Annotated in this window: 12 protein-coding genes; 8 read left to right on the forward strand and 4 right to left on the reverse strand. The window is 67.4% G+C overall.

Annotated features, from left to right (window positions below):
- Positions 1-46: 46 nt before the first annotated feature.
- Positions 47-1,768 (reverse strand): FAD-dependent monooxygenase, encoded by a 1,722-nt coding sequence (locus LJ655_RS18480; protein ID WP_230562679.1) that lies wholly within the window; start codon positions 1,766-1,768, stop codon positions 47-49.
- A gap of 207 nt (positions 1,769-1,975) precedes the next feature.
- On the opposite strand from LJ655_RS18480, the gene LJ655_RS18485 reads away from it, so the two are divergent.
- Entirely contained in the window at positions 1,976-3,823 is a 1,848-nt protein-coding gene (locus tag LJ655_RS18485; RefSeq protein WP_230562680.1) for a tetratricopeptide repeat protein, read from the forward strand.
- 66 nt (positions 3,824-3,889) lie between these two features.
- On the opposite strand, the gene tcuC is transcribed toward LJ655_RS18485, so the two are convergent.
- The gene (gene tcuC / locus LJ655_RS18490) at positions 3,890-5,191 is read right to left on the reverse strand and encodes an MFS transporter (protein ID WP_230562681.1); all 1,302 of its coding nucleotides are present in this window, start codon (positions 5,189-5,191) and stop codon (positions 3,890-3,892) included.
- Between the two features lie 251 nt (positions 5,192-5,442).
- Here tcuC and LJ655_RS18495 point away from each other — a divergent pair, with 251 nt between their 5' ends.
- Positions 5,443-5,967: a GNAT family N-acetyltransferase gene (locus LJ655_RS18495; RefSeq protein ID WP_230562682.1), complete on the forward strand. Its 525-nt coding sequence runs from the start codon at positions 5,443-5,445 to the stop codon at positions 5,965-5,967.
- Positions 5,968-6,143: 176 nt separating this feature from the next.
- Complete coding sequence (locus LJ655_RS18500) at positions 6,144-7,145, forward strand: hypothetical protein (protein WP_230562683.1); 1,002 nt, start codon at positions 6,144-6,146, stop codon at positions 7,143-7,145.
- Positions 7,146-7,228: 83 nt separating this feature from the next.
- Here the strand turns inward: LJ655_RS18500 and LJ655_RS18505 are convergent, their stop codons facing one another.
- Positions 7,229-8,680, reverse strand: coding sequence for a gamma-glutamyl-gamma-aminobutyrate hydrolase family protein (locus LJ655_RS18505; protein WP_230562684.1), 1,452 nt, complete (start codon positions 8,678-8,680; stop codon positions 7,229-7,231).
- A gap of 128 nt (positions 8,681-8,808) precedes the next feature.
- The gene (locus LJ655_RS18510) at positions 8,809-10,566 is read right to left on the reverse strand and encodes a cation:proton antiporter (protein ID WP_230562685.1); all 1,758 of its coding nucleotides are present in this window, start codon (positions 10,564-10,566) and stop codon (positions 8,809-8,811) included.
- Positions 10,567-10,777: 211 nt separating this feature from the next.
- Here LJ655_RS18510 and LJ655_RS18515 point away from each other — a divergent pair, with 211 nt between their 5' ends.
- From LJ655_RS18515 to xdhC, 5 genes are all read left to right on the forward strand, one after another.
- Entirely contained in the window at positions 10,778-12,157 is a 1,380-nt protein-coding gene (locus LJ655_RS18515; protein WP_230562686.1) for an amidase, read from the forward strand.
- Positions 12,158-12,223: 66 nt separating this feature from the next.
- Positions 12,224-12,733 (forward strand): disulfide bond formation protein B, encoded by a 510-nt coding sequence (locus tag LJ655_RS18520; RefSeq protein ID WP_230562687.1) that lies wholly within the window; start codon positions 12,224-12,226, stop codon positions 12,731-12,733.
- A gap of 303 nt (positions 12,734-13,036) precedes the next feature.
- Positions 13,037-14,575 carry a xanthine dehydrogenase small subunit gene (gene xdhA, locus LJ655_RS18525; protein WP_230562688.1) on the forward strand — a complete coding sequence of 513 codons (1,539 nt, stop codon included), beginning with the start codon at positions 13,037-13,039 and terminating at the stop codon, positions 14,573-14,575.
- Complete coding sequence (gene xdhB, locus LJ655_RS18530; protein WP_230562689.1) at positions 14,575-17,055, forward strand: xanthine dehydrogenase molybdopterin binding subunit; 2,481 nt, start codon at positions 14,575-14,577, stop codon at positions 17,053-17,055. The genes xdhA and xdhB overlap by 1 nt, the downstream gene beginning before the upstream one ends.
- Positions 17,036-18,052 carry a xanthine dehydrogenase accessory protein XdhC gene (gene xdhC, locus LJ655_RS18535; RefSeq protein ID WP_230562690.1) on the forward strand — a complete coding sequence of 339 codons (1,017 nt, stop codon included), beginning with the start codon at positions 17,036-17,038 and terminating at the stop codon, positions 18,050-18,052. Before xdhB ends, xdhC begins: the two co-directional genes overlap by 20 nt.
- Positions 18,053-18,068: the final 16 nt, after the last annotated feature.

Here is an 18,068-nt window from a genome sequence, read left to right on the forward strand (position 1 = left end):
TTCCGCTGCCGCGCGCGTGCGTCAGCCACCAGGCAGGCGGCCCTGATCACAGTGTCGCCTGCTCCGGTATCTCTCCCCCCACCGCAAACCACGCCTCGCAGTGCCGCACGAGACCGTGCAGGTCCGAGCCGGTGCGTCCGCGCGCGCTGATATAGCCGTCCGGGCGCACCAGATAAAACGACGGCCGCGTACGCCCATACGATTCGGCCAGCGCCGGGCCGCCGTCGCCGCTCGTATCAGTGATGCGCCAGATGCGCACCGCGTTCGGCAGCAGCCGCTCGACCTCGGCGGCGAGCTTCTCCAACTCCGGGTCCGGCGGCGGCGCATGTTTCGCGGCAGGATCGAGCGGCGTGCCGTCGACGGGCAGCGGCGGTACCAGCAGAAACAGCGAGAAGAACGCCGGATCGTGCAGATCGAAAATGCAGCCGACGCCGGGCGCGCGCCCGAGCGGACCGTCGACCACATGCACGAGCGCGTCCGGCGCGCGCTCGCCCGCGCGTGGGCCGCCATCGAGCACGCGTTCGAGCGTCAGCGGACTGCGCCGGTATTGAATCGACAGCTCACTGATCGTCGCGCGCGCCGCATCGCGTAGCGGACCGAGCGCGGCCAGCACCGGCATCACGCGCTCGCGCAGCAGCTTGAGCGGACCGTGATCGGCCTCCGCCATCTGCATGAGGAAGCCGGTTTGCCGCAGCACGTCGCGCTCGATCGGATGACGTTCGGCGTGATAGGTGTCGAGCAGGCGGTCCGGCGCCGCGCCGCCGATCACGCGCGCGAGCTTCCAGCCGAGATTGAGCGCTTCCTGGATGCCGGTGTTCATGCCTTGGGCACCCGCGGGACTGTGCACGTGCGCGGCATCGCCGGCGAGGAAGATGCGGCCCACGCGCAGCCGATCGACCATTCGACTGTTCACGTGGAAATACGCCGACCACGCGAGATCCGACACATCGACGCGCTCGCGCACGCGTTGCGCGATCAGTGTTTTGCATTGCTCGAGCGAAGGCGCCGCCGCATCGGGTGGCGCTTCGCCGGGCACCGCAGGCGGCGATGGCGCGGTGCTGCCGGACCTCGCGACCGCGTGATCGGCGATCAGGCGATGGCGGCCGTGGCCCATCGGAAACAGCGCGACGAGCCCGTCGCCCGACGCGAAGACATGGAACTCGTCGTCGGGCCAGTCGGTTTCGGCATGCAGGTCGGCGAGCAGAAAGGACTGCTGCAAGGTCTTGCCCTCGAAGTTCAGGCCGAGGCGATGGCGAATCGAACTATGCGCGCCGTCGGCCGCGATCAGATACGACGGGCGCATGCCTTCCGTGCGGCCGTCCGCGCGGCGCAGGGTCGCCTGAACGCTCGCGGAGCCTTGCATGAACGCGATCAGCTCGACACCGCGCTCGACCGTCACGCCGAGCGTCGCCAGATGCTCGGTCAGGAGCCGCTCCGTCACGGACTGGTCGAGAAACAGGAGATAGGGATAGCGCGTGTGCAGCGGATCGAAATCGAGTCGCGCGAGGCGCATGCCGTTCGAAAACAGATTCGCGACGCGCGCGCGATGGCCGAGTTCGAGAAACGGTTTGATCAGCCGATGCTGCTCGAGCAGTTCGAGCGTGCGCGCCTGGATGCCGATCGCGCGCGAGTACGGATTCGGCCGCGGTGCCTTGTCGATCAGACGCACGGGGATATGAGCGCGCGCGAGACTCATCGCTGCGGCAAGTCCAGTGGGACCGGCCCCGACGATCAGCACCGGCGACGCGTCGTAGGCGGCAGCGTCCATGCGGAACTCCGGAGGCAACATTCCGTTCTAGTGTACGCCGCCGCTTGTCAGCGCACGGGTGCGCTGCATCAATCGATGCGGCAGGCGGGTCACGCGGGGTTCCGCCCGTCGTTCACGATCGGTGGACGATGTCCGCAAATCCGGGCCGTTTGCGCAAGTATGGGAAAATGCCGCCTCAATCCGATTGATCCGAATGCCCGCTCCGTCATGCAACCTGTATTTGACCGCGCGTTCGCGGCACATCGTGACGGCCGCCTCGACGACGCCGAACGCGACTACCGCACCACGCTCGACCACGACCCCAGCCATGTGGACGCGCTGCATCTGCTGGGCGTGCTGCGCCACCAGCAGGGACAACACGCCGAAGCCGCGGCGCTCGTGCGGCGCGCGGTCGACCTGCGCCCCGAAGACGCAGCGCTGCAACTGAACCTCGGCAATGCATTGAAGGCGCTCGGCCAGATCGACGCCGCGATCGAGCAGTTCCGCAACGCGCTGACGCTCGCGCCGACGTTCCCGATGGCGCACTACAACCTCGGCAACGCGTACGCCTCGCTGGGCCGTCACGAAGACGCCGCCGATGCGTTCGAACGCTCACTGCGCCTGCAGCCGAACGACGCCTCCTCGCACAACAACCTTGGCAACGCGCTGCACGCGCTCGGCCGTCACGCGGAGGCGATCGCGTCGTTCCGGCGCGCGCTCGAATTGCGCCCCGGTCACGCGGGCGCGCTCAACAATATGGGCATGTCGCTGAACGCGCTCAATCGGCCGGAGGAGGCGGTGCCCTGCTTCGAGGCCGCGCTCGCCGCCGAGCCGCGCTTCGTCGCTGCGCACTTCAATCTCGCCAATACGTTCGACGCAATTGGCCGCCACGCGGAAGCCGTCGCGTCCTTCGAAGCGGCGCTGCGTCTGCAGCCGAACCTGCCGCCCGCGATCTACGGCATGGGCAACGCGCTCGCCGCGCTCGGCCGTGCCGAACAGGCCCTGCCGTATCTGGAGCGCTCGGTCGGGCTCGATCCGCAATTCGCGCTCGCGTGGCTCGCGCTCGGCACCGCGCACCAGGCGCTCGGCGCGCATGCGGCCGCCGTGCGCGCGTTCGATCAGGCGTTGCGGCTGCGTCCCGATCTCGCGTCCGCTCACATGAACCGGGCGCTCGCGTGGCTCGCGATGCGCGACTTCGAACGCGGGCTGCCCGAATACGAATGGCGCTTGCAGACCGTCGCCCAACCGGCCATCCAGACGCTGCCGCGCTGGCACGGCGAATCGATCGAACCGCACACGCTGCTGATCCACGCCGAACAGGGTTTCGGCGACACGCTGCAGTTCGTGCGCTTCGTACCGCTCGCCGCGCTTCGTGCCGCGCGTGTCGTGCTCGAAGTGCAGCCACAATTGGTACCGCTGCTCGCGCCCGTCGCGCAGGCATGGCGCGTGTCGCTGATCGCGCAAGGCGACCCCCGTCCCGCCGCCGATCTGCAGATTCCGCTGCTGAGCCTGCCGCTCGTGCTCGGCACACGCTACGACACGATTCCCGCGCGCACGCCGTATCTGACCGTGCCACCGGCCTACGGCCGGAAATGGCGCGGCTCGGTCGGCGGTCAGGCGAAGCGCAAGATCGGGCTCGCGTGGTCGGGGCGCATCCAGCGCAACGAAACGCGGACGATGCCGCTCGCCGCACTCGAGCCGCTGTTTGCGCTCGAAGGCATCGACTGGATCGTGCTGCAGCCTGATCTGTCCGATGACGAACGCGCGACGCTCGACGCGCATCCGCGCGCCGCGGCGATCCATCGCTTCGACACACGCATCGGCGACTTCGCCGATACCGCGGCGATCATCGAGCGGCTCGACGCGGTCGTGTCGATCGATACGTCGATCGCCCACCTCGCGGGCGCGCTGCGCAAACCGCTGTGGCTGATGCTGCCGTTCGCCGCCGACTGGCGCTGGTTCGACGGCGACACGCGCAGCCCGTGGTATCCCGGTGCGACGCTCGTGCGTCAGCCGCGGCCGAACGCGTGGGATGAAGTCGTTGAAATCGTCGCCAACGAGTTGCGGCACGCCTGACGGCAGGCGCCATCAGCAAAAAACCCCGCTGACGCGGGGTTTTTTTCAGAAGACCTGGCCGAGCCGTCAGGCCGCCCGATACTGATTGCGCGACTCCGGCGTGCGGTACAGGAACAGCGTCGCAAGCAGACCGCAGATCGCCGCCACGCCGAGGACCAGTCCCGGCGCCGCCTTGTTGCTCGTCACATGGATCAGCAGCGTGGCGATGGCCGGCGTGAAGCCGCCGATCGTGGTCGCGAGACTGTAGGCGAGCGAGAAGCCGGCGGTGCGCACCTCGACCGGCATCACTTCGGTCAGCGCGACGACCATCGCGCCGTTATAGCATCCGTACAGGAACGACAGCCACAGCTGCACGGCAAGCAGACGCGCGAACGACGGTTCGGCGACGAGCCATTGCAGCGCCGGGTACGCGGTGAGTATCGTCAGGATCGTGAACGCGAGCAGCACCGGACGGCGGCCGATGCGATCCGACAGCGCACCCGAGAGCGGCAACCAGATCAGGTTCGAGATACCGACACAGACGGTGACGACGAGCGCGTCGATCGCCGACAATTTCAGCACTTCCTTGCCGAAGGTCGGCGTGTACGCGGTGATCATGTAGAACGACACGGTCGTCATGACGACCATGCCCATGCCGCCCAGCACGACCGGGTAGTTGGCGAGCATCGACTTCATGATCTCGCCCATGCTCGGGCGATGCTTGCGCTTCGTGAACTCCTCGGTTTCCTGCAGCGAGCGACGGATGATGAACAGGAACGGCACGATCAGACAGCCGATCAGGAACGGCACCCGCCAGCCCCACGCGAACATCTGGTCGGCGGGCAGCAGCTTGTTGAGCAGCACGCCGATCAGCGCGGCGAACACCACCGCGACCTGCTGGCTTCCCGACTGCCACGAGCAATAGAAGCCCTTGTTGCCCTTCGTCGCGATCTCCGACAGATAGACCGACACGCCGCCGAGTTCGACGCCGGCCGAGAAGCCTTGCAGCAGCCGGCCGAGCAGCACGAGCACCGGCGCCACGAACCCGATGGTCGCGTAGCCCGGTATGGTCGCGACTGTCAGCGTGCCGAGCGCCATCAGGCTCAGCGTGAGGATCAGGCCTTTGCGGCGGCCGTGATGGTCGATGTAGGCGCCGAGCACGATCGCGCCGAGCGGTCGCATCAGGAAGCCCGCGCCGAACACGGACAGCGACAGCATCAGCGACGCGAAATCGCTGCCGCTCGGGAAAAAGGTCTTGGCAATCGCCGAGGCGTAGTAGCCATAGACCATGAAGTCGTACATTTCAAGAAAGTTGCCGCTGACAACGCGGAACACTGTCTTGAACTTGGATTCTTCCGTGGCGGAAGCGGCGTGGGTCGCAGTAGACATGACACTCTCGGATAAACCCGTCGCCCTGTCGGACGGATCGACGTGGTAGATGAAGCGGATGCCGCTGCCGGACGTGCAGGGAAAATTGAAGCGCGCCGGGGGCGCCGCATTCTGATACCCGCAACGTTCGCGCGGTATCAGGGTAAACGCTGTGCTTGATGCGGAGCAGATGCCACGTAATGTTACTGCTGATAACCCCGCAAAACGCATACAGTGTGCTTACACGCCAGGCCATTCAGTCAATTATTCCAATGCGACCCACCCCTGCTCCCTCCCTGCGTCCCGCCACGCTCGAGGATGCCGAGCTGATCGCGTCGATCCACAGCGCCAGCTGGCAAGCTGCCTACCGCGGCCTGTTGCCCGACGCGTTTCTCGATGGCGAAGTCACGCGGGAACGCGCCGCCTATTGGGCCGCGCGTCTTGCCGCGCCGGGCGGCGAGCGCCGCATCGTGCTGATCGCCGAGCTGGCCGGCGAGCCGACCGGCTTCGTGTGTGTCGAGCGTCAGCCCGAGTCCGCGTGGGGCGTGCTGCTGGACAACCTGCATGCGCTGCCCGCCTATCAGGGCGTCGGCGTCGGTAAAACACTGATGCGCGCAGCCATCGACTGGGCGCGCGCGCAGGGCGAGGCGCAGCTCTATCTGTACGTGCTCGAGGGCAATAGGCCGGCCATTGGCTTTTACGAGCGGCACGGCTGGCAGTTCGTCGGCGCGGAGCCCGATCATATTGGCGGAATGGATATCACCGCCTTGCGTTACGTGTACCGGTTGACGTCTTGAGCGACGCGGCGACAGCTCGCGCATGTAGCGTCCCCGTTTTTCGGATCGCTCCGAAGGTTGGACGAGGTCGTTTCGAGGCAACATTTTTCTGCTGCCGATGGGTTGCGCTAGCGGACCTCTACAGATTCCGCGACTGCCTCACCGGCGGTTCTGTCACGAGACACCGCAAGGAACTGATGATCAGCACGCCGCTCACCTTGATCGAGGGCGCATTCGCGCTTCCGCGTCTCCGTCCGCTCGCCTCCCTGCCCGAACCGTTCGGCCGCGACTGGGCGTTGCTGCCCTTCGGTGAACGCTGGCGGACCGGACTCGGTTCGCTGTATGCCGCGCTGCTGCGCACCGTCTGCGTGAATGATCGGCATCTATTGTCGTACGGGCAGTGGGTGTCGATCGACGGCGTGCTGATCGGCGTGCGGCAGAAGGCGGCGCAACCGGTTGAGACTGCCGCGCAGCCTGCCGGCGAACCCGCGAATACAGCGGCGAGCGTGCATGCCGCCATGCAAAGGCGGGTGCCTCAGGGCCCGATGCGAATCGCGCTCAAGCCCCGGACGCCGCGAATCGCGCGGCGGCGCACGGTGTGGAATCGGCGTGCGGTCGCGGCGAGTGCCTGCGCGATCGGCTGCGTCGCGGTGCTGGCATGGTGGATGGCCGATCAGCCTCTCGCGCCTCGCCGCATGGCCTTCGACACGCTGAAATCCGTGCAAGCTTTGGCGGCGCGCCGTGACGTGCCGGTGGAAGAGCGTCGTTCGCAGGATCAGAGTGCGCGGCTCGAAGCGCCGGTGATGGCCGAGGCCGTCGCGCCGGCTTCGGTGCTTCCGCCATCACCTGCCCACGTGGCCGCTGCCGCGCCCGCGTCGGCTCTGCCTCAGCCTACCGCCACGCGACGCAATCCCGCGTGGAGTGAGGGGACTCACTCCGATCCCCCTCGGCCTGTGCTTCGCGCGCAAACACATCCGCAGCGGGCGAATCGCTATGCCAAGAAGCGGTCGGAGCATGCAGTACGGGCCGGCGCGGACGAATACGCCGAGCTGACTACGTCAGCCATGATGCCGTGGCGAGACGCCGCCCCGCTGCCGCGCCGCGTCGTGTCGAACAATCTGACGGCAAACGGCTCCGAGTGGATGAACCACATGTCGCAGCGTCGCGTCACCGAGATCCCCGAGCAATTCGCGCGATGAGCGCCGGATGACCGAGCCAATCAATGCGCACAGCCAAACACGGCATACGCGCCAGTGCATGCGTTCGGTGGAATAGCCCGCGCCTAGAACCGCGTCTCCCGCGCAACCCGCAGGAACGTATCGAGCAACGGCGTGCAGTCGAGCAGTTCCGGCCCGCCCGCGCGATGAAACTCCGGATGCCATTGCACGCCCATCACGAACGGCGCGCGCCGGTAGCGCACGGCCTCGATGATGCCGTCCGACGCCGACACCGCCTCGATATTCAGATCGCGGCCCAGCGTCTTCACCGCCTGGTGGTGAATCGAATTGACGATTGCGTCGCGCCGCCCGGGGAACATGTTCAGCAGCGTCGAGCCATCCGGAAAGTGCACGCCGTGCCGATGCTGATCATAGTTCTCGTTGACGTGCGCGTTCGCGGTCGGCACATCGGTCGCGATGTCCTGGTACAGCGTCCCGCCGAACGCGACGTTGATCAACTGGCAGCCACGGCACACGCCAAGCACCGGCTTGCCCGACTCGATGAATTCGTGCAGCAGTTCGAGCTCGTACATGTCGCGCACGCGATCGCCGGGCCATTCGGGACTCGAGGCGACTTCCGCGTACGACTGCGGCGACAGGTCGGCACCGCCTTGCAACAGCAGGCCATCGAGATGCTTCGCGTAGTCGCGCAGACGGATGTTGCTCGGATGCAGCATGCCCTGATGACCGACGGTCGGGATCATGAACACCAGCACGTCGCGCGACATGACCCAGTGCGCGATCGACTCCTCGAGATATTGCAGCGTCTTGCCGCGCAAGCCCTTCGCGCCCGGCTCCGGGTGGAAGATACGTGCCGACACGCCGATGCGCAGCGTGCGCTGCGTGATCCGCTGCCCCGCCCGATCGAATAGCTGCCGCGCGCGCGCCGCGATGATGCGGCCGAACACGCTCCATGCCGAATCGCTCTGACGCAAATAGCGCGGCGGCGACGGCGGCAGCGCGTTGGGCGGCGGGGGGTTGCTGGCGCTGAAATCGGGTGCCGCGCCGAAACCGGGTGGCGGCGAGCCGGGCGCACGCGGGGCGGGCGCGGCGGCCTGCTCGGTGGCGATTGCTTCGTCGATGTCGAGATCCGCGACGCCGGCGCCGCCCGCGCGCGGCTCGCTGGCGGCCACCGTCGGTTTCGTGACTGGATCGGGTCTCCCCGTCTTCGCGCCGGCGGCGTATGCACCCGCGCGCCGTGCTTCGCGCTCGTGCACCGCGGCTTCCTGGCGCGCAGTCGAAGCGGCGGCGGCGCTGCGTGCTTCGGCCGCATCGCGCAAGCGCGCCGCACGAGGATCTTCGGTGGTGAGCGCTGACGCGCTGAGCGGATCGTCGGTCGACGACCTCACGGTCGCCTCCTTGTCGGCCGGGCTCGTGTCCCTTGCGGCCAACCGGGTGGCATCTTCATGCGACGGAGTAGGCGCCGCGGCGGGTTCGACCGGCGCACCCCCCGTCGAAGGCGAGGCCGGTTGCTGACTGCCGGTCGTGCCGGCGTTTCCGGGTTTGTTTTCGCTCATGACTGTCAGACAGGCGCCTTCCACGCGAACGAATGAATATGCCCTGATTATCCGTCAGTGAAGCAGGCCCGGCAAACCCGCACACAATTGCTCACATTGCTGCGGGACGGCACGCGATTTCGTGCGGATCAAGGGTCCGGCTGCTCTTCGAAAGTTTCCCGCAAGGCGACCTGCATCGACGCGTGGATCTTCACGCACCAGCGCCATACGAGCGCGAGCAGCAGCGCGGCACACACGAGCACCGCGACGAGCAGGCCCGTGGGCGGCAGGATGCTGCCCGAGAGCGCCGCCACGAGCAGAAAGACGCCGATCATCGACAAGATCGGCACCAGATCGGCGATTGCATGACGCAGCGCGCTCGTGAAGCGCCCGCCGGCGGTGGGCTGCACGCTGACTTCGGCGAGCAGCAGCGCGAGCGACTTGGTCTTGCGATACACGGCCACGACGAACGGCAGCGATACGACGAGTGCGACGCTCCACTGCACGACGCGTTGCAGCGGCTCGTCGGCGAGCCAGTGCGCGAGCAGCCGCGCGCTATGCGGCGCGCTATACGAAACGGCAATGAAAATCGCCGCGACGAGCGCGAGATTCACCACGATCTCCACGACGATGCGCCGCGTCATCCTGAATAGCGTCGGCTCGCCTCGCGCCGCGATCAGGCTGCGCAGCCATTGCCCGTACATGCCGAACGCGTTGGAAAACGTGGCGGGCATCGCGTGCGCCATGCGGCGCGTGAGCGGATCGGCGACGCGGATCAGATACGGCGTCGTCAGCGTGGTCAATGCCGACACGGCAACCGCGATCGGATACAGAAACTCGCTCGTCACCTTCAGTGTCAGGCCAAGCGTCGCGATGATGAACGAGAACTCGCCGATCTGCGACACGCTCATGCCGACGCGCATCGACGTGCGGCCGTCCTGCCCCGACAGGAACGTACCGAGCCCGCACGACACGATCTTGCCGACGATCACCGCGAGCGTGATCACCGTGACCGGCCACGCGTACTCGAGTACCACGGCCGGATTCAGCATCAGGCCGATCGTCACGAAGAAGATCGCGGAAGATGCGTCGCGCAGCGGCGCGATCAGATGCTCGATCCGATGCAGATGACGCGACTCGGCCATGATCGCGCCGATCAGGAACGCGCCGAGCGCGATGCTGTAGTCGAGCTTGACGACCAGCACGCAGAAGCCGAAGCAGAAGCCCAGCACGGCGACGAGCAACATCTCGTCGCTGCCCGTGCGCGCGACGTAGTTCAGCGCGCGCGGCACGAGCAGCACGCCGACCAGCAGCGACACCGTCATGAACAACAGCAGCTTGACGAGCGTAACGGCGGCGAGCCCTGCGGATAGCTGCCCGGTCTGCGCGATGCCGGTCAGCAACACGAGCATCGCGATGCCGAGAATGTCCTCGACGATCAGAATGCCGAACACGAGCTGGGCGAAGCTTTCGCGCTTGAGTCCCAGTTCGGACAGCGCCTTGACGATGATCGTCGTCGACGAAATCGCAAGCATCGCGCCGAGGAACAGCGAGTCCATCGGGTTCCAGCCGAACGCGCTGCCGATCTGGTAGCCGATCCACAGCATCAGCACGATCTCGAACAGCGCGGCGACAATCGCCGTCGCGCCGACCTTGAACAGCTTACGCAGGCTGAATTCGAGGCCCAGCGAAAACATCAGGAACACGACGCCGAGCACGCCGAGCATCTGGATCGTCTCTTTGTCGTGAATCCACTGGAACGGCGGCGAATACGGACCGATGACGACGCCGGCCGCGATATAGCCGAGCACCACCGGCTGCTTCAGGCGATGGAACAGCACCGTGACAACGCCGGTCAACGCCATCACGATGGCCAGATCCTGGAAGAAGCCAACGCTGTGGTCCATGATCGCCTTCCTTACGAAACAGTAATCGTAGAAAGCTGATTGTAACAAACCGACCCAATTTGCGACACTTTGGCACACAGTGTGGCGTCGCCCCCAGCCGCCACTCGGCGCGCAAAACCTTGCTCTACAATGCGGACGGACCTTGCCCGTTGGCTCGGCACCGCCCCGCTCACGCCTCTGGGCGGCGCTCAACCGGATTTCTACCGACACCATGGCCACTGAATTCGCCCCTTTCCCGCCGCTTGCCCAGCTTGCCGCCGATCTCGCCGCCGGCCGCACGACCAGCCGCGCGCTCGTCGAAACCGCGCTCGACCGGATCGCCGATCCGGCCGGCCAGGGCGCCACCGTCTTCATGCACGTCGACGCCGGCGCCGCGCGCGCCGCCGCCGACGCGCACGACCGCCTGCGGGCGGCCGGCACCGTGCTGTCGCCGCTCGCGGGGATTCCGGTGTCGGTCAAGGATCTGTTCGACATCGAAGGCCAGCCGACCCGCGCGGGCTCCATCGTGCTCGCCGACGCGCCCGCCGCGCAGGCCGACGCGGTCGCGGTCGCGCGTCTGAAGCGCGCCGGCGCCGTGATCGTCGGGCGTACCAACATGAGCGAATTCGCGTTTTCCGGGCTCGGCCTGAATCCGCACTACGGTCATCCGCTGTCGCCGTACCGGCGCGGCGTGAAAGGCGACGAGCGGATTTCGGGCGGCTCGTCGTCGGGCGCGGCGGCGTCCGTCGCCGACGGCATGGCTGCGGTCGCGCTTGGCACCGACACCGGCGGCTCGATCCGCATTCCGGCCGCCTTGTGCGGGCTGACCGGATTCAAGCCGACCGCCGCGCGCATTCCGAAGCAGGGTGGCGTGCCGCTCTCGCCGACGCTCGATTCGTTCGGGCCGATCGGCGTGTCGGTCGCCTGCTGCGCGCTGGTCGACCGGATGCTCGCCGGGCTGGAGCCGCGCATCCCGGCCGCGCGGCCGCTCGAAGGCGTGCGCCTCGGCGTGCTGACCAATTTCGTGACCGACGGCGTCGAGCCCGAAGTCGCGCGCGCGATCGATACCGCGCTCAAGCATCTGGAGGCGGCCGGTGCGATCGTCAGCGAGGTGCGCTTCGCGCCGCTCGACCGCCTGCCGCAGATCAACCGCTTCGGCTTTGCGTCGATCGAGGCGTACGCGTGGCATCGTCCGCTGCTCGACAAGCACCGCGAACAGTACGACCCACGCGTCCTCGTGCGCATCATGAAGGGCCAGCCGGCCAGCGCGGCCGACTATCTGGACCTGCTCGCCGAGCGCGGCGCGCTGCTCGACCAGGCCGCGCGCACGCTATGGCAGCGTTTCGACGCGGTCGTCGCGCCGACGGTGCCCGTCGTGCCGCCGCGTCTCGCCGACCTGCTGCACGACGACGACACGTTTGGCCACACTAATGCGCTGATCCTGCGCAACCCGAGCGCGTTCAATTTCCTCGATAGCTGCGCGCTGTCGCTGCCGTGCCATCTGCGCGGCGACGCGCCGGTCGGCCTGATGCTGGCGGGCGCGCCGCACGCCGACGACGCCCTGCTCGCGATCGGCCGCGCGGCGGAGGCGGTGCTGAAGGCGATCCGCTAATGCGGCGGGGGTTCACGCTAGAATCGCGGGCACCCGCCCTTTCGTCTCCAGACCAATCGAAGATCCATGAATAACGACTCCGCGATGCTGCGCCGCGAGCGCACCCTGCTGGTTCTGCTCGGCCTGATCTGCGTCGCCCTGGTGGGCGGTGCGTTGTACCTGCAGTTTGGGTTGCGCGAAGACCCGTGCCCGCTGTGCATCATCCAGCGCTATTTCTTCCTGCTGATCGCGATCTTCGCGTTCCTCGGTGCGTGTTTCAGAAGCTGGCGCGGCATGCGCCTGCTCGAAGCGATGGCGGCGCTGGCGGCGCTCGCCGGCATCGTGACCGCGGCGCGCCACGTGTACATACAGGCGAACCCGGGCTTCAGCTGCGGCTTCGACACGCTGCAGCCGGTGGTCGACAGTCTGCCCCCCGCACACTGGCTGCCGAGCGTGTTCAAGGTCGCTGGCCTGTGCGAAACCGCCTACCCGCCGATTCTCGGGCTGACCATTCCGATGTGGTCGGGCGTCGCGTTCATCATCGCGTTCGTCGCACTGGTGCTGAGCCTCGTGCACAATCGCCATCGGGTGGCCTGACGGCGCTTGCGCCGGCCTGAACGAGTTTTGACCGCGTCCGGAGCGCCGAGCCCCCGCCGGACTGCCAACCGATTCGTTTTGTCAATGACGCCGGACTTCGTGTTGCCCATGCAGGGCGACCGAAGTCCGGCGTTTTGTTTTTTCTGTCATGCCCCCTTTCGCATACGCTTCATGCGACGCGGAAAATATTTTCGGAACGGGGTAGTGCTATCTTCGGGTATGGATGGCGATCTACGTGCGCGAGGCCGGTTTTTGCGCCCCCTGCGTAACGCGCGCCCGGTCCGCACTGTCTTTCGAATCGCCATGACAACGCAAACCATCCGCTTCTACCACCAGGGGTCTGTCCGCGAGGTCACGGGCGTCCCGGCGACGCGCACCGTGCTGCAGCACCTGCGCGAGGACCTGCGCTGCACCGGCACCAAGGAAGGCTGCGCGGAGGGCGACTGCGGCGCATGCACGGTCGTGATCGGCGAGCTCGACGCGCGCGGCGGCCTCGCATTGAAGGCGGTCAACGCCTGCATCCAGTTCCTGCCGACGCTAGACGGCCGCGCCCTTTTCACCGTCGAAGACCTGCGCGCGGCGCACGGCGCGCTGCATCCGGTGCAACAGGCGCTGGTGGACTGTCACGGTTCGCAATGCGGCTTTTGCACACCCGGCTTCGCGATGTCGATGTGGGCGCTCTATGAGAACCGGCCCGCGAGCGCCGGCCCGCCGACCCGCGACGAAATCGGCGCCGCACTGTCCGGCAATCTGTGCCGCTGCACCGGCTACCGGCCGATCATCGAGGCCGCGCAAAAGATGTTCGACTGCGCGCGATATCCGCGTGTCGCGCTCGACCGCAACGCGCTCGCGGCCACGCTGCGCACGCTGCAACGCAAGGACACCTTCGTCTACCGTGCGCCCGACCCACGCGGCGCCGCGTTCGGCTCATCCACCTTCCACGCGCCGCTCACCCTCGACGCATTTGCGACGCTGCGCGCGCGGCATCCGGACGCGCGCATCGTTGCGGGCAGCACTGACGTCGGGCTTTGGGTGACCAAGCAGTTCCGCGATCTCGGCGACCTGCTGTACACCGGCAATGTCGCGGAGTTGAAAACCATCGCGCGCGACGCACACACGCTGACCATCGGCGCTGCGGTCACGCTCGAAGACGCGTACGCGGCGCTCACCGCGGACTACCCCGAGCTCGCTGAGCTGTGGATGCGCTTCGCCTCGCTGCCGATCCGCAATGCGGGCACCCTCGGCGGCAACGTCGCGAACGGTTCACCGATCGGCGATTCGATGCCGGCACTGCTCGCGCTCGGCGCCGAGGTCGTGCTGCGCCGCGATCGCACGACCCGCACGCTGTCGCTCGATGCGTTCTACCTCGGCTATCAGAAAACCGCGCTTGCGGCCGGCGAGTTCGTGAGCGCGCTGCGCGTACCGCGCCCGGTCGGTGCGCTGCGGTTTCGCACCTACAAGGTGGCCAAACGCTACGACCAGGACATCTCGGCGGTGTGCGCGGCGTTTGCGCTGCACGTCGCGGAAGATGGCGCGATCCGCGCGGCGCGCGTCGCGTTCGGCGGCATGGCGGCAACGCCCAAGCGCGCTGCGCACGCCGAAGCCATGCTCAGCGACGCGGCGTGGAACGAAGAAACCGCGCGCCGCGCGATGGACGCGCTCGCCGCCGACTACCAGCCGCTCACCGACATGCGCGCGTCGAGCGCGTATCGGCTGAAGGTCGCGCGCAATCTGCTGTGGCGCTTCTACCTCGAAACGCGCGATGACGCGCCGCTCGCGCTCCGCGACGTGAACGCCTTCGCGTTCGAGGCGGACGCAATCGCCGCGAAGGAGTCGCCGTGATGAACCGGACCGATGCCTTTATCGACCGTCTGGACGAGCACGCCACGTCGCACGACGCGTCGATCGGCGTGCCGCTGCCGCACGAATCCGCCGCACTGCACGTGAGCGGCGAAGCCACCTACACCGACGACATCGCCGAGCTGCACGGCACGCTGCACGCGGCGCTCGGCCTGGCGCGCCATGCGCACGCGCGCATCGTGTCGATGGATCTCGACGCGGTGAGAAACGCGCCCGGCGTGATCGCGGTGCTGAGCGCCGACGATATCCCCGGCGAAAACAATTGCGGCCCGGTGCTGCACGACGATCCGATTCTCGCCGACGGCGAGGTGCTGTATCTCGGCCAACCGGTCTTCGCGGTGATCGCCGAAAGCCACGAACTCGCGCGCCGCGCGGCCGCGCTCGCGAAGAGCGACGACGTGATCCGTTACGAGCCGCTCGACGCGATCCTCACCGCCGCCGACGCCAAAGCCGCGAAGCAGTTCGTGCTGCCGCCGCTGCATCTGCGGCGCGGCGATCCGCAGGCGAAGATCGCCGCCGCGCCGCATCGGCTCGCCGGCACGTTCGAGGTCGGCGGCCAGGAGCAGTTCTATCTCGAAGGCCAGGTCGCGTATGTGGTGCCGAAGGAGATGGACGGCATGCTCGTCTACAGCTCGACGCAGCATCCGAGCGAGATGCAGCAGGTCGTCGCGCATATGCTCGGCTGGCCCGCGCATAACGTCGTGTGCGAATGCCGGCGCATGGGCGGCGGCTTCGGCGGCAAGGAATCGCAATCGGCGCTGTTCGCGTGCGTGGCCGCGCTCGCCGCGCAACGCTTGCGCAGGCCGGTCAAGCTACGCGCCGATCGCGACGACGACTTCCTGATCACCGGCAAGCGTCATGACGCGGTCTACGAATACGAAGCGGGTTTCGACGATCAAGGCCGCCTGCTTGGCGTGCGCGTCGAAATCGCCTTGCGCGCCGGCTATTCGGCCGATCTGTCGGGGGCGGTCGCGACGCGCGCGCTGTGCCACTTCGACAACGCGTACTATCTGTCCGACGTAGATATCGTCGCGCTGTGCTGCAAGACCAATACGCAGTCGAACACCGCGTTTCGCGGCTTCGGCGGACCGCAGGGCGCGCTCGTCATGGAAGTGCTGCTCGACAGCATCGCGCGCGAGTTGCAGCTCGATCCGCTCGACGTGCGGCTCGCGAACTATTACGGCGTCGGTGAGCGCGACACGACGCCGTATGGACAGCGCGTCGACGACAACATCATCGCGGCGCTGACCGACGCGTTGCTCGATTCGAGCGGCTACCGCGCGCGCCGCGCGGCGCTCGCCGAATTCAACGCCAAGAGCCCGGTGCTCAAACGCGGCCTCGCCTTTTCGCCGGTCAAGTTCGGTATCTCGTTCAACGTGCCGTTCCTGAATCAGGCCGGCGCGCTCGTGCACGTGTACAAGGACGGCTCCGTGCTCGTCAATCACGGCGGCACCGAGATGGGCCAGGGTCTCAACACGAAGGTCGCGCAGGTGGTCGCGAACCAGTTCGGCTTGCCGCTATCGCGCGTGCGGGTGACGGCTGCCGATACCTCGAAAATCGCCAATACGTCGGCGACCGCGGCCTCGACCGGCAGCGATCTGAACGGCATGGCTGCCGAAGACGCCGCGCGGACGATCCGCGCGCGGCTCGCCGAAGTCGCGGCGCGCCAGCTCGGCGGCGACGCGAACGACGTGCAGTTCGCGCACGGCAGCGTGTCGGTCAATGGCGGCGCGCTGCCGTTCGAACAACTCGTCAACGCCGCGTATCTCGCGCGCGTGCAACTATGGTCGGACGGCTTCTACGCGACGCCGAAAGTGCATTGGGATGCGAAGACGCTGACCGGTCATCCGTTCTATTACTTTGCGTATGGCGCGGCGGTGTCGGAGGTTGTCGTCGATACGCTCACCGGCGAGTGGAAACTGTTGCGCACGGACCTGCTGCACGACGCGGGCCAGTCGATCAATCCGGCGATCGATCTCGGCCAGATCGAAGGCGGCTTCATTCAAGGAAGGGGCTGGCTCACCAGCGAAGAGCTGTGGTGGAACCGCGACGGCCGCCTGATGACGCATGCGCCGTCGACGTACAAGATTCCCGCGGTCAGCGACACGCCCGCCGCGTTCCACGTGCGGATTTACGACAACAGCAACGCGGAGCCAACCGTGTTCCGCTCGAAAGCGGTCGGCGAGCCGCCGCTGTTGCTGTCGTTCTCGGTGTTTCTCGCGCTTCGCGATGCGATCGCGGCGGCCGTGCCGGGCGCGCAACATGCTCCGCCCTTGCGCGCGCCGGCTACGCCCGAGGCGATCCTCGATGCGCTGGACGCTTTGAGCGCGTTGCTGAACGCCGACCCGGCCAACGAAACCGCCGTGCCCCCCGGTAGCGCCGACACCCGCACGCAACCCGCCGCGCCAGCACCGCACGCGGCCCCGCATGGAGAATCGCCGGATGCAAGCCTGGCTCACTGACCTGCAACACCTGCTCGCGCATGGCGATGCCGCCGTGCTGGTGACGGTCGCGCGCGTCGAAGGTTCGGCGCCGCGTGAAGCCGGCACCAAGATGATCGTCACACGCGAGGCGGCCAAACATACGATTGGCGGCGGCCACCTCGAATGGAAGGCGATCGAGACCGCGCGTCAGGTACTGCGCGACGGTATGCGCGCGCCGCATATGCGGCGGCTCGAACGCTTCGCGCTGGGGCCGAGCCTCGGCCAGTGCTGCGGCGGCGCTGTGGTTCTCGCGTTCGAGCGGCTCGACGTCGGCGACCTCGGCTGGATCACCTCGCTCGCCAAACGCCTTTCGGCGGGGCAAGCGACGGTGCGCAGCGTATCATTCGGCCCCGCGCCGGATGCGGTGATGCTGTCCGAGCCCGAGCCCGGCGTCGCCGCCGCCGACTGCCTGCTGTGGGACGGCGCCGGTTTCGACGACAGCAGCGCGCTCCTGACCGAAACGATCGCGCCGGGCGAGTTCGCCGTCGTGCTGTTCGGCGCCGGTCACGTCGGCGCGGCGCTCGTGCGGGTGCTCGCGACGCTGCCGTGCACGGTGCGCTGGGTCGACGAGCGCGACGCGCAGTTTCCCGCGCTCGATACGCTGCACGCGCCGAACGTGACGGTCGACGCGAACGACGCACCCGACGAAGCGATCGATCAGGCCGCGCCGAACACCTACTACGTCGTGATGACGCACAACCACGCGCGCGATCTCGAACTGGCCGAGCGCATTCTGCGGCGCGGCGACTTCGCGTTCTTCGGCATGATCGGCTCGCACATCAAGCGCAAGCAATTCGAGCACCGGCTCGCGGCGCGTGGTATCGACCCGGCGCGGATCGCGCGCATGAAGTGTCCGCTCGGCGTCGACGGTATCGTCGACAAGTCGCCCGAGGTCATCGCGATCTCCGCGGCCGCGCAGGTGCTGCAGGCCGTGGAGGCACACGCGGGCGCGCGCCGCGCGACGCAAGCGATTTGATCCGCGACCCGCTCCG

The organism is Paraburkholderia translucens, from assembly GCF_020881035.1.
In the GTDB taxonomy this organism is placed as follows: Bacteria; Pseudomonadota; Gammaproteobacteria; order Burkholderiales; family Burkholderiaceae; genus Paraburkholderia; species Paraburkholderia translucens.

What these genes read in the sequence shown, in the direction of transcription:
- LJ655_RS18500 (WP_230562683.1), top strand. Translation starts at nt 6,144, where the DNA reads ATGATCAGCACGCCGCTCACCTTGATCGAGGGCGCATTCGCGCTTCCG.
- LJ655_RS18495 (WP_230562682.1), top strand. Translation starts at nt 5,443, where the DNA reads ATGCGACCCACCCCTGCTCCCTCCCTGCGTCCCGCCACGCTCGAGGAT.
- LJ655_RS18520 (WP_230562687.1), top strand. Translation starts at nt 12,224, where the DNA reads ATGAATAACGACTCCGCGATGCTGCGCCGCGAGCGCACCCTGCTGGTT.
- LJ655_RS18485 (WP_230562680.1), top strand. Translation starts at nt 1,976, where the DNA reads ATGCAACCTGTATTTGACCGCGCGTTCGCGGCACATCGTGACGGCCGC.
- LJ655_RS18505 (WP_230562684.1), bottom strand. Translation starts at nt 8,680, where the DNA reads ATGAGCGAAAACAAACCCGGAAACGCCGGCACGACCGGCAGTCAGCAA.
- LJ655_RS18480 (WP_230562679.1), bottom strand. Translation starts at nt 1,768, where the DNA reads ATGGACGCTGCCGCCTACGACGCGTCGCCGGTGCTGATCGTCGGGGCC.
- xdhC (WP_230562690.1), top strand. Translation starts at nt 17,036, where the DNA reads ATGCAAGCCTGGCTCACTGACCTGCAACACCTGCTCGCGCATGGCGAT.
- xdhA (WP_230562688.1), top strand. Translation starts at nt 13,037, where the DNA reads ATGACAACGCAAACCATCCGCTTCTACCACCAGGGGTCTGTCCGCGAG.
- tcuC (WP_230562681.1), bottom strand. Translation starts at nt 5,191, where the DNA reads ATGTCTACTGCGACCCACGCCGCTTCCGCCACGGAAGAATCCAAGTTC.
- xdhB (WP_230562689.1), top strand. Translation starts at nt 14,575, where the DNA reads ATGAACCGGACCGATGCCTTTATCGACCGTCTGGACGAGCACGCCACG.
- LJ655_RS18515 (WP_230562686.1), top strand. Translation starts at nt 10,778, where the DNA reads ATGGCCACTGAATTCGCCCCTTTCCCGCCGCTTGCCCAGCTTGCCGCC.
- LJ655_RS18510 (WP_230562685.1), bottom strand. Translation starts at nt 10,566, where the DNA reads ATGGACCACAGCGTTGGCTTCTTCCAGGATCTGGCCATCGTGATGGCG.